The following is a 12352-nucleotide window of genomic DNA, read 5'->3' as shown; positions in this document are numbered from 1 at the left end:
CGGCACATTTATATACCTTGAACTTTGGCACAAGCCCTTATTTTTATAGCAGGGTTAATATAAGAGCGGCAAAACTTAATGTCCTTACAGGGCAATAGGGTTTGCCGCTTTTTTGTGCACTGAAATCTCCCTTTCACGGATGATTATATGAATCGCAGGTCTGTATAGTATAATGATTACTTTACGATAAGCTGAAACAAGGAAAAGAGGGAACAGATGCCTACTATACTGGTTGCGGACGACGATGCGAACATTCGCGAACTCGTTTGTTTATTTCTGCGGAACGACGGATTTACCACAGCCGAGGCTGCGGACGGCAAGGAGGCACTGGGTATCTATCTTTCGCAGCCTGTTGATCTGGTTGTACTTGATATTATGATGCCGGTGATGGACGGCTGGACCTTATGCAGGGAACTCCGGAGAGCCAGCCCTGATCTGCCGTTGCTGATGCTGACTGCGAGGGGCGAAACCTGGGAGAAGGTCAAAGGGTTTGAACTCGGCACAGATGATTATTTGACGAAGCCTTTTGATCCGCTGGAGTTAACGGTCCGGGTCAGAGCCTTATTGAAACGCTATAAAATCGGCACCACACAGACGATCCGGCTTGGCAGCGTCACGCTTGACCGGCAGACCTATAAGGTCATGTTAGGTTCTGAGGCGCTCACGCTTCCGCTGAAGGAATTCGAACTTCTGTATAAGCTTGCCGGAACTCCCGGACAGGTCTACACACGCGGGCAGTTGATCGAACAGATCTGGGGGCTGGACTACCCGGGGGATGACCGGACGATAGACGTACATATTAAACGCCTGCGTGAACGGTTCGCGCATATAACGGATTTCCAGATCGGGACCGTACGCGGACTTGGCTACCGCTTAGAGGTTACCGAATGATTAAATCCTTATATATACGTGTCGTTCTGACCTTTCTGTTCTCCGTAGTCGGGGGCGCAGTCATCGCCTTTTTTGTGGCTACCTGGATATATGAAGATCAATTGAATGACAATCTGCGGGTTACCCTGCTGGATTTTGGCCAGGATGTTTCCAGGATTTACGAGCTATTACCGGTCCGGGAAGCAGACTCGTTCGTCAGCGGGATGAAGCAGCTTAATTCCTTTTATGTCCGTATCTATGACGCGAAGGGACAGCTGCAGACCCTTAGTGTACTTGACGGACATGACCCTCTCAATGTAACTACCGGACAAATCGCGGAGGTACTAAAGGGGGAGGCTGTTATAACCAGGACTGACGGAATTGATCCGATACTCATAGGCCTGCCGCTTAAGACAGAGATAGGGACGAAAGCAATGTTCGTGGAGCAGCGTGCGCCTTCATCGTCCACTTTTATTATTAAATGGGTGCTTAACTTCTTAACTTACTCGTTGATTGCCGGGAGCCTGCTGATTCTGGTGGCCGCCATGTACCTTATCCGTCCGATCAAAAAATTGACACAGGCGACACGGCAGATCACCGCTGGTGACTTCAGCGTTAAGCTGAACATTAAGCAATCGGGGGAACTGGGGACGCTGGCACGCAGCTTCGAACAAATGATGCGCGAGCTGCAACAGCTGGAGCAAATGCGCCGGGAATTCGTATCGAACGTATCTCATGAGGTTCAGTCACCGCTCACTTCGATCTCGGGTTATGCGTTGGCACTTCAGCAAGCAGATATCACAGACGATGAACGAAGCCGTTATCTCAAGATTATTATGGCTGAAGCAGACCGGATGTCCAAGATGAGCGATAGTCTGCTTAAGCTGAGTGTACTTGAATCACAGCCGCAGCCGCAGCAGCGGGTCAAGTTCAGTCTGGATGAACAGCTCAGGCGGGTGATTGTTGCGCTCCAGCCGCAATGGTCAGCACGTAATATTACTTTCGAGCTTGATCTCATACCAGCCATGCTGATAGCCGATTATGATCAGTTCAATCAGGTGTGGACGAATATTATTGGCAACAGCATCAAATTTACCCCGGATGGCGGCGTCATCGCCGTCAGCATCCTACAGGAAATTGGCAATGTAACCGTCCGGATCTCCGATACGGGAATCGGAATTTCGCAGGAGGATCAGCAGCGGATCTTTGAACGCTTTTTTAAGGCAGACCGTTCGCACAGCCGCAAATATGGCGGCAGCGGTATGGGGCTTGCCATCGTAAAGCAGATTGTATTGCTGCATCAAGGCGGTATCCAGGTGGAGAGTGAACCCGGCCGGGGGACGGTTATCATTGTGACCTTACCGCTCATCGGACAGCATGGAAATTAGAATCATAGAGGGGACCGAGGCTCTAGATCCGCGTTTTCTATGCTGCAGCATCTAATGCAAGCTTCCTGCATGTATTGCCGCACTATTTTTCACCTGTTCATACTGCGTTCATATTGCCGTCACTCGGAGTACATCTTCGTCCCTTAGGCTGATCTTAACGGCTCCTTCAAGCAGCCGAAAAAACAGTACGGACAGGGGAAGATGTTAGTGGAACAAACTCAGGGAATGAACACGCGGACAGGTAACAGAATGAAGAGGATACTAAGGCTTTCACTTAAAATAATCGGTATCTTAGCGATCGCATTAGCACTGTTTCTGGCGATTGTGTTTATCGTGAATGTGGTCAGCAGCAAATCCGAACAAGGAAAAATAATCCCCTATGGGCAGCTTGTGCCTGTAGACGGCAAACAGATGAATGTTACCATAGAGGGGCAAGGAAATGAAACGGTTGTGCTCCTGCCCGGATTCGGCACAGCTGCACCGGCCCTTGATTTTAAGCTGCTGATGGATGAACTGTCCCCCTATTATCGCGTGGTGGCGGTTGAGCCCTTCGGCTATGGGTTAAGTGACGGAACTGATTCGGAACGGACAACCGCGAATATTGTAAGTGAAGTTCATGAAGCGCTGCAGCAGCTGGGCATTGACCGGTATATCCTAATGGGGCACTCCATTGCAGGTATATATGGACTGGATTATGTGAACAAGTATCCGGAGGAAGTGACTGCCTTTGCCGGGATCGACAGCAGTGTTCCGGAACAAGGCGGGATGGATGCTGAATTTCCGTTAAAATCGTTCAAATTCCTCAAGAAATCAGGTCTGTTAAGATTCGTTATGAAAATAAGCGGTGACCCGTATGCATCATTATCCTTCGATGATCAGATGAAGCGGCAGATGCGGATGCTATCGTATAAAAACTCGAACAACGATACTATGTTGAACGAGATGAAGCATATCTCTGCGAATTTTAAAGACGCTCAGCAGCTAAGCTTCCCGAAAGCTTTCCCAGTCATATTATTTGTACAGGCGGACAATACAGAGGTTGAGGGCTGGCTGCCGCTGCATGAAGAGCAGGTCCGGCCATTGGAATATGGAAGAGTGGTAACACTTGAAGGAGAGCATTATTTACACCACACCCAATCCAAGGCAATTGCCGAGAACTTCAGGGCATTTATGAATGAAGCGCGGGTTAAGTAAATCTAACCAAAATCAATATACGGTTCCCCTGAACCTGCACTCTGTTGTACTATATATGGATAAGCTCCGGCAACTAGAGGAATGGTGATCTAATCTATGGTTAATCTATTGGAAATACTCAAAAAAGAAATCGTTCCGGCAGAAGGCTGCACAGAGCCGATCGCTGTGGCCTATGCCGTCTCTTTGGCGGCTGAGCTGCTGCAGGAGGAGATTACGTCCATTCAGCTGCATCTTAGCGGAAATATAATCAAGAATGCTATGGGAGTCGGGATTCCCGGCACCGGGCAGACCGGACTGCCGATTGCGGCCGCACTAGGCGCAGTAATCCACCGGTCACACAGGAAGCTGGAGATTCTCTCCGGACTGACTGCAGAAGAATTAGAGCAGGCTAACAGAATCATCGGGCGTAAGCTGCTGGATGTGGAACTGAAAGATACCCCGGAGAAACTGTATATTGAAGCCCGGGTCAGCAGCGCTAACCACCAGGCAACGGCAATTATTTCGGGAGAGCATACCAATATTGTCTTACTGGAGAAGGATGGGGTGCCAGTCGGGATCCAGAAGGACAAGGGGGACTGCGGGGAGGACGAACTGCTGAGCCCCGAAGCCTATTCAGTTTCTCTGGAAGGAATCTTTGAATTTGTCTGCAACACGGATTATTCAGAGCTGGAGTTTCTATTGGAGGGTGCCAGAATGAATAAAGCGATTTCGGACGAGGGATTGCGGGGAGACTATGGCCTTCAGGTCGGCAAAAAGATGAGTCAGCGCTCCGCTGTCAATCTGTTCGGTAATGATGTGGCGAATTCGGTCATTGCTGCTACGGCTGCGGCCTCTGATGCGCGTATGGACGGCAGCGCAATGCCTGTTATGACTACTGCCGGAAGCGGCAATCAGGGGATAGCCTGCACATTGCCTGTGATCAAGCTGGCGGAGCTTCTGGGCAAAGACGATGAAATGCTGGCCCGGGCTATCGCCCTCAGCAATCTGGTTACCGTGCATGTCAAACATTATATCGGCCGCCTCTCACCGCTATGCGGGTCGGGCATTGCCGGCGGCGTGGGAGCGAATAGCGGGATTGTCTATCTTATGGGCGGCAGTCTGGAGCAAATCAAGCATGGAATCCAGAATACGATTGCTTCCTTGTCCGGCATGATCTGCGATGGTGCGAAATCGACCTGCGCGCTCAAAATCTCTACCGCAACCAATGCCGCGATCCAGGCGGCAACGCTGGCGATGAATAATATTTCACCGTCCGACAATGACGGGGTGATTTTTGAAAAGGTAGAGGATACGATCCGCAATATGGAACGGCTGGTACAGGAAGGGCTTGCCGCAACTGATGAGACGATTTTGAATATTATGCTGTCCAAAGGTTAACTACACCGTTACAGCACAAAAAGAGGACATTTCCCCAAACAGGAAGAGGGGAGATGTCCTCTTTTGTATATCGTGACCAAACATATTAATAGAGAACTTCAATATTCTCCTCAGCCAGCCGCTTGAGCCACGGCTCCGGGGGTCTACGGTCAGTGATTAGTACATCAATTCTGCCAAGCTCTACCAGCTGCGTAAAGGCAGTCTTATTAAACTTGGTATGATCGGCGAGCAGCACGACCTTCTCGGCCTGGCGCAGCATATATTTCTTAAGCTCGCATTCCGGCTCGTTAGAATCCGTAATTCCCCGCTCCATATCTACTCCCTTGCAGCTGATCACAGCCGTATCGACATTGTAGCGCTGAATCGTATCATGAGCAACCGGACCGACCAGTGACAGTGAGCGGTGGCGCAGGGAACCGCCGGTGGAGATGATGTTCATGCCGGAATTCGCGAACTCCTGCAAAATGTTGATTGAATTGGTGATGACCGTCAGATTATTTTTGTTACCCAGCAGCTTAAGGAACTCAAAGGAGGTTGAACTGGGGTCTACCATCAGTGTATCCCCGTCATTGATCAGATCAAGCGCCTTCAGCGCAATGTTGCGTTTAATATCTGTATTTATTGCGTTGCGGGTTACGAACGGAAGATCCTCATTGGTATGCCTGTTCAACATCGCCCCGCCATAAGTCCGGCTGACAATACCGTCCTTCTCCAGCTTTTCCAGATCCCTGCGGATCGTTTCTTCCGTTACCTCGAACATGCGGCTCAGGTCGGAGACAAGCACACGCTTGTCCTGATGGACAAGATCTATTATTTTATTGCGTCTTTCGGCAGCTAGCATCGTAATCACCTTTCCGGAGCTGTATCAATTTTGTTCAATAAATTCTGTTATTTAAATATAGACTTGAATATCTGTGTTTTGCAATAAAATAACTGAAAACAACATATTTTATATGGTAATCCCTACATAACAAACATTAAACAAATAAAAACAACATAAATAATATATTAATTGTTGACAACACAGATTTATAACGCTACGATAAAGATGTTCATTTTCTCTTTGAAAGCGCATGCTTCATAAGACTAGCGCCTGAGTACGGTCCGCTGCGATGACTCCAGAGACCAGCCTGAGGTGCCGCAGCCGGGATAAACCTTGCAGAGATGAAGATAACTTAAGAGCTTGCTGTTACACAAAATTGCTGGGAGGCTGGTCATTCAATGAGTACTCATGTCTATTATGTTCCTTCGATCAACATTATGGGAAAAGGCTGTCTTAAGGAAATCGCCCCATACATTCAAGAACTGAACCTGCAGAAAGCACTGGTAGTTACCGACAAGTTCCTGATGCAGAGCGGGATCGCCGGCAAGCTGCTGGCCGTGCTGGATGAAGCAGGGATTGAATATGTGGTATATGATGAAGTAAAGCCTAATCCGACCTGTAAAAATGTTCACGACGGCGTGGATTTCCTGAAATCGCATGATTGTGATTATCTGATCTCCATCGGTGGCGGTTCGCCGCAGGATACAGCCAAAGCTATCGGTATCGTTGCTACCAATGGCGGACATATTGCCGAATATGAGGGAGTACACAAGTCCAAGAATAAATCGCTGCCGATCGTTGCCGTCAATACCACTGCCGGAACCTCAAGCGAAGTTACTATTAACTATGTAATTACTGATGAAGAACGCAAGGTTAAGATGGTTATGGTTGATAAGAACAGTATCGCGACCATTTCTGTGAACGACCCCGAGCTGATGGTGGATAAGCCGGCTGCACTTACAGCGGCAACAGGTATGGATGCGCTGACCCATGCCATTGAAGCCCTCGTTACACCGGGCGCTTATCCGGTTACTGACGCAACGGCGCTGGCTGCTGTAGAGCTGATTTTTGCTAACTTGGCCCGTACTGTAAAGAACGGCCATGACATCGAAGCGAGGGAACAGATGGTTTACGCGATCTTCCTTGGCGGGCTGGCGTTCAACAATGCAGGACTCGGCTATGTACATGCGATGGCGCATCAGCTTGGCGGCGTATATGATCTGCCGCACGGCGTATGCAATGCAATGCTGCTGCCTTTTGTTGAAGAAGAGAATGCCAAATATGTACCTGAGAAATTCCGGGCCATCGCCAAGGCTATCGGCCTTCAGGTGGACGGCAAAACCGATAAGGAATGTGCTGACTTCGTTATTGAGTCCATCAAGGCCTTGTCGAAGGAAGTCGGCATTCCGGCTAAATTATCCGAACTGGGTGTTGACGAGGTGGATCTTGATCTTCTCTCCGAGAACGCAATGAAGGATGCCTGCGCACCGGGTAATCCGTTCATTCCTACGAAGGAAGAAGTCATCGCCCTGTTCCGTAAAATTCTCTAAAAAGCCCCATTACTCTGAACGAAGGAGCTTCCCTATGAACTATCATATTGCCGTCGATATCGGCGCCTCCAGCGGGCGGCTTGTACTCGGAACACTAGCGGACGGAAGTCTCTCGCTGGAGGAAATTCACCGTTTCAGCAACGGCTTTACCGAACGAGACGGCTCCTGCTTCTGGGATATCGATTATTTATTCGAGGAAATCCTGCTCGGCCTGCAAAAGGCAAAAGCAGCCGGCATCACCAAATGTACACTGGGTATCGATACCTGGGCCGTTGATTATGTGCTGCTGGATGCTGAGGGAAACCGGATGCAAGAGGTGTATGCGTACCGTGACCGCCGTACAGACGGTGTGATGGAAGAAGTGGCGAAGCTGATTTCTCCTGAAACGGTGTATGCCAAAACCGGTATTCAGCAATTAACCTTTAATACGTTATATCAGTTGTATGCCCATAGCCGTGAGGAGCTGGCTGCAGCCGATCAGATTCTGCTTGTGCCGGATTATCTCTACTATAGATTATGCGGACGTAAGATTAACGAGGTTACCAATGCTTCTACGACACAGCTGCTCAATCTGGCTGACCGTGAATTTGATGCGGACCTGCTGGCTCTGCTCCATCTAAAAAGAGAACAGTTCGCAACCCTTACTGAACCGGGTGAGGTTCTAGGCAGCATTAGCGATACACTTATGGAACAGTATGATCTGCCGGAATGTGAACTGATCTGTGCAGCAACACATGACACAGCCTCTGCGGTACTGGGTGTACCTGTGCAAAATGGACGTTCCTCCGCCTACATCAGCAGCGGCACCTGGTCACTGCTTGGTGTAGAGCTGGAGCAGCCGGTCAATACTCCAGCTGCGAAGGAAGCTAATTATACCAATGAGTGGGGCGCTTTCGGAACGTACCGTTTCCTGAAGAACATTATGGGACTGTGGCTGATCCAGGAAGTCCGCAGACTGGACGGGGAGCGGTACAGCTTCGGTGAACTGGCTGAGCTTGCCGGAGCAGCCGAAGGCTTCCGCAGCCTGATTCCATGCAATGATCCGCGGTTTCTGAATCCGGACAACATGATTGAGGAAATCCGCCAGACATGTGCCGGGAGCGGCCAGCCTGTTCCGGAATCGCCGGGCGAGCTTGCCCGCTGTATCTTTGACAGTCTGGCGCTTTCTTACCGTAGTTATCTGGCGGAGCTGGAGCATCTGACCGGCAGACCGGTCGAGGTGCTGCAAATCGTCGGGGGCGGCGCGAACAACGCATTGTTGTGCCAGCTGACTGCTGACATCATCGGCAGGGAGGTGCTGGCCGGTCCGGTTGAATCGACTGCACTCGGCAATCTTGCGGTGCAGATGATTCAAGCAGGTGCTGTTGCAAATATCCAAGAGGCCAGAACGATTATTGGCAAGTCCTTTAAGATTAAGTCCTATCTGCCGCGCCCGCTGCCGCAGCTTAAGGAGCTGCTAGTCCGCTGGGAAGAGCTGCATACAGTAACCGCTGCAGGAGACAGCAAATAAATATCTCCGATGGAGCGGATGCCCACAAAACGAAGCGTATGCTTCTGAAGTCAGTTTTGTAAGAAGTAACTCAGATGGAGCGGATGCTCACAAAACTAAGCGTATGCTTCCGAAGTCAGTTTTGTAAGAAGTAACTCAGATTGGAGCAGATGCTCACAAAACTTTTAGGAGGACTCATCATGGATCAGAGCATCATTAACAGCTATAACGAAGCGAAGAAGCTGTACGCCGCCCACGGTATCAATGTGGATGAGGTACTGGAGAAACTTGCCCAGATCAAAATTTCCCTTCACTGCTGGCAGGGCGATGATGTCCGCGGGTTTCTATTCAAAGACAAGGAATTGAGCGGCGGTATCGCCGTAACCGGCAGTTACCCTGGCCGCGCAGGCACGCCGGATGAGCTGCGCCAGGATTTAGAAAGGGCCTTGTCGCTGATCCCGGGCAAACACAAAGTGAACCTGCATGCAATCTATGCGGACACAGACGAGAAGGTGGATCTGGATGAACTGGAGCCGCGTCACTTTGCACCATGGGTGGACTGGGCCAAGGAACAGGGACTGGGGCTTGACTTTAACCCGACCTGCTTCTCCCATCCCAAAGCTGCTGACGGTTTTACCTTAAGCCATGCGGACGAAGAAATCCGCAGCTTCTGGATCAAGCACTGCAAAGCTTCCCGCAAAATCGCCGAGCACTTCGGCCGTGAGCTGGGACAGCCTTGTGTGACTAACTTCTGGGTACCGGACGGTTATAAGGATACTCCGGTTGACCGCCTGGCCCCGCGCGCACGCCTTAAGGATTCACTGGATGAAGTGTTCAGCGAAGACATTGACCCGCAGTACAATATCGATGCAGTAGAAAGTAAGCTGTTCGGCATCGGCTCTGAGAGCTATGTTGTCGGATCGCATGAATTTTATATGGGCTACGGGCTGACCCGCGGAAAAGCGATCTGTCTCGATGCCGGACATTTTCATCCGACCGAAGTGATTTCTAACAAGCTTTCTTCGATCCTGATGTTCAGTGAACAATTGCTCCTGCATGTCAGCAGACCGGTCCGCTGGGACAGCGACCACGTCGTTACGATGGATGATGAGCTGCTGGAAATCGCCCGTGAGCTGGTCCGCGGAGACCTGCTGCCGCGCACGAATATCGGACTGGACTTCTTCGACGGCAGCATCAATCATATCGCAGCCTGGGTAATCGGCACACGCAATACCATCAAGGCGCTGCTGCGTGCCATGCTGGAGCCAATTGCTGAACTCAAAGCGATTGAACTGGCCGGAGACTATACTTCACGCCTTGCACTTGTGGAGGAATTCAAATCCTATCCGTTTGGAGCGGTTTGGGATTACTACTGTGCATCACAGAACACGCCGGTCCGCGAAGGCTGGCTGGCTGATGTGAAGGCTTATGAGCAGGAAGTACTTTCGGCACGGTAAGTTTTTTGAGCGGCAGTTCCCAATAGATTGGCATCCAAAGGAGAGAAAACATATGAGCACATCTGTAATTGAAACTAAAGGTTACATCGCCAGCACCGAAGCACCGTTTATCCAGGAAATGTCCGAAATCACCCATCACATGTGGTCCCTGGGCTGGGATGAGCTGAACGGCGGCAACATTAGCTATCTGCTGGACGAAGAGGAAGTTGCCAAGTATATCAACATCCGCGAGTCATTGCGTACAATTCAGCTTACCTTCCCGGTTACTGAGCTGGCCGGTAAATACTTTATCGTTACTGGCTCCGGCAAATATTTCCGCAATGTGATCAAAGACCCGGAAGCGAACCTCGGGGTACTGCGTGTATCGGAGAGCGGAGAGAGCGTTGAAGTACTGTGGGGACTGCGCAATGGTGCTGTACCGACAAGTGAGCTGGCTTCCCATTTCATGAGCCACATCGAACGTTTGAAGGTTGATCAGACGCACCGCATTGTGCTGCATACCCATGCTACCAATGTAATCGCCATGACGTTTACCCATGATCTGGATGAATTGAAATTCACCAAAACCCTCTGGGAAATGTGTACGGAATGTCTGGTTGTATTCCCTGACGGTATTGGCGTCATTCCTTGGATTGTTCCGGGAAGCAGTGAAATCGGCCGTGCCACAGCCGACAAGATGAAGGACTACCGCGTTGTTGTCTGGCCGCAGCACGGAATCTTCGTTACCGGTGCAACTATGGATGCTACGTTTGGCCTTGTAGAAACGATTGAAAAAGCGGCGATCGTCTACAATTTAATTGGCGGCAGAGAGATCAAACAGAAGATTACCGACCGTCAGCTGGCCGATCTGGCTGCTGCGTTCCGTGTAACACCAAAAGCGGGCATCCTGGAATTGTAGAATTTTTCTTCAATTATATATAGCTTAAGAATGAGAACCGGACATCAGCAGGACAACTGCGTTGTCCGGTTTTTTAACTTTTAAAAGTGCGTGGAAACAAGAGGTATCTCCAATTTGCTTTTGTTCCTGATAAGCGTCATAATATGCTTACTTAAAGTAATTATATTATTTAATGGAGGTACGACATGAATACAGATGTATTGTTTACTCCCTTTCAGGCAGGCTCGCTTTCGCTCAACAATAGAATTGTTATGGCCCCGATGACCCGCGTCTTTTCGCCGGATGGTGTCGCCGGCAGTGATGTAGCCGCTTATTACCGCAGACGTGCGGAGGGCGGTGTAGGGCTTATCATCACCGAAGGCACGGCAATCAACCATCCCTCGGCGGTCAGCCATCAGAACATCCCGAATATTCATGGTGAAGCTGCTCTTGCAGGCTGGGCGAATGTGGTGGCGGAAGTTCATGCAGCCGGCGGCAAAATCATTCCGCAGCTCTGGCATGTCGGCATGGCCCGCACCATTGGGCAGCTCCCGAACGCTGAGGCACTGCCGATCGGCCCATCCGGACTGAACCTGGCCGGTGAGCAGGTGACAGAGCCGATGACACAGCAGGAAATCGACGGGATTGTGGCTGCGTTTGCCCAGGCTGCAGCGGATGCCAAAAAGATTGGCTTCGACGGAATTGAGCTGCATGGTGCCCATGGTTATCTAATCGACCAGTTCTTCTGGGAGAAAACCAATAAGCGCACCGATGAGTACGGCGGTGATCTGGAAGCCCGGACAACCTTTGCCGTCGAGGTCATTGACGCCTGCCGCCGTGCGGTCGGCCCCGATTTCCCAATCGTGCTGCGCTTCTCCCAGTGGAAGAGCGGAGATTATTCTGCCAAGCTGGCCCGGACACCTGAAGAGCTGGCCCGGTTCCTTACACCGCTCAGCAATGCTGGCGTTGATATTTTCCACTGCTCCACCCGCCGCTTTTGGCTGCCGGAATTTGAAGGCTCCGAGCTGAATCTGGCCGGATGGACCAAGAAAATTACCGGCAAGCCAACGATTACCGTAGGGTCAGTAGGATTGAACAGTGAATTTACGGGCAGCGTGACAGAACAGAATGAAGAAGACAACATTGACCGTCTGCTGGAAAGACTGGAAAAGGCAGAATTCGATCTGGTTGCTGTAGGCCGGGCGCTAATCAGCGATCCTGCATGGCCGGCCAAAGTACAGAGCGGACGGACGGAGGAGATTATTCCGTTTACCTCAGAGGCGACCCGGACGTTGAGCTAAGTTCAATTTCATCTAAAGATTATAAC

At 50.5% G+C, this 12352-nt stretch carries 10 protein-coding genes; 9 read left to right on the top strand and 1 reads right to left on the bottom strand.

The genetic code is table 11. The features are described from left to right. Positions 1-216 precede the first annotated feature (216 nt). From QU597_RS16360 to QU597_RS16345, 4 genes are all read left to right on the top strand, one after another. Positions 217-891 (top strand): response regulator transcription factor, encoded by a 675-nt coding sequence (locus QU597_RS16360; RefSeq protein WP_310828976.1) that lies wholly within the window; start codon positions 217-219, stop codon positions 889-891. Beyond that, entirely contained in the window at positions 888-2258 is a 1371-nt protein-coding gene (locus QU597_RS16355) for a sensor histidine kinase (protein ID WP_310828975.1), read from the top strand. The genes QU597_RS16360 and QU597_RS16355 overlap by 4 nt, the downstream gene beginning before the upstream one ends. A gap of 225 nt (positions 2259-2483) precedes the next feature. Continuing rightward, positions 2484-3452 (top strand): alpha/beta hydrolase, encoded by a 969-nt coding sequence (locus QU597_RS16350; RefSeq protein ID WP_370656271.1) that lies wholly within the window; start codon positions 2484-2486, stop codon positions 3450-3452. 96 nt (positions 3453-3548) lie between these two features. Beyond that, positions 3549-4829 carry an L-cysteine desulfidase family protein gene (locus QU597_RS16345; RefSeq protein ID WP_310828973.1) on the top strand — a complete coding sequence of 427 codons (1281 nt, stop codon included), beginning with the start codon at positions 3549-3551 and terminating at the stop codon, positions 4827-4829. 85 nt (positions 4830-4914) lie between these two features. Here QU597_RS16345 and QU597_RS16340 read toward each other — a convergent pair whose 3' ends face one another. After that, the gene (locus tag QU597_RS16340) at positions 4915-5670 is read right to left on the bottom strand and encodes a DeoR/GlpR family DNA-binding transcription regulator (protein ID WP_310828972.1); all 756 of its coding nucleotides are present in this window, start codon (positions 5668-5670) and stop codon (positions 4915-4917) included. A 380-nt stretch (positions 5671-6050) separates the two neighbouring features. Here QU597_RS16340 and QU597_RS16335 point away from each other — a divergent pair, with 380 nt between their 5' ends. The 5 genes from QU597_RS16335 to QU597_RS16315 all read left to right on the top strand — a co-directional run bounded on the left by QU597_RS16335 (position 6051) and on the right by QU597_RS16315 (position 12326). Beyond that, positions 6051-7202 (top strand): iron-containing alcohol dehydrogenase, encoded by a 1152-nt coding sequence (locus QU597_RS16335; RefSeq protein WP_310828971.1) that lies wholly within the window; start codon positions 6051-6053, stop codon positions 7200-7202. A 34-nt stretch (positions 7203-7236) separates the two neighbouring features. Then, positions 7237-8712, top strand: a complete 1476-nt coding sequence (gene rhaB, locus QU597_RS16330) for a rhamnulokinase (RefSeq protein WP_310828970.1) — start codon at positions 7237-7239, stop codon at positions 8710-8712. Positions 8713-8891: 179 nt separating this feature from the next. After that, complete coding sequence (rhaA, locus tag QU597_RS16325; protein ID WP_310828969.1) at positions 8892-10148, top strand: L-rhamnose isomerase; 1257 nt, start codon at positions 8892-8894, stop codon at positions 10146-10148. Between the two features lie 52 nt (positions 10149-10200). Further along, entirely contained in the window at positions 10201-11046 is an 846-nt protein-coding gene (rhaD, locus tag QU597_RS16320) for a rhamnulose-1-phosphate aldolase (protein WP_310828968.1), read from the top strand. A gap of 185 nt (positions 11047-11231) precedes the next feature. Beyond that, complete coding sequence (locus tag QU597_RS16315; RefSeq protein ID WP_310828966.1) at positions 11232-12326, top strand: NADH:flavin oxidoreductase; 1095 nt, start codon at positions 11232-11234, stop codon at positions 12324-12326. Positions 12327-12352: the final 26 nt, after the last annotated feature.

The organism is Paenibacillus pedocola, assembly GCF_031599675.1.
GTDB classification, from domain to species: Bacteria; Bacillota; Bacilli; order Paenibacillales; family Paenibacillaceae; genus Paenibacillus_AQ; species Paenibacillus_AQ pedocola.
Note: the sequence above shows the minus strand (reverse complement) of the source record. Positions and strands in the feature narration are given on the sequence as shown.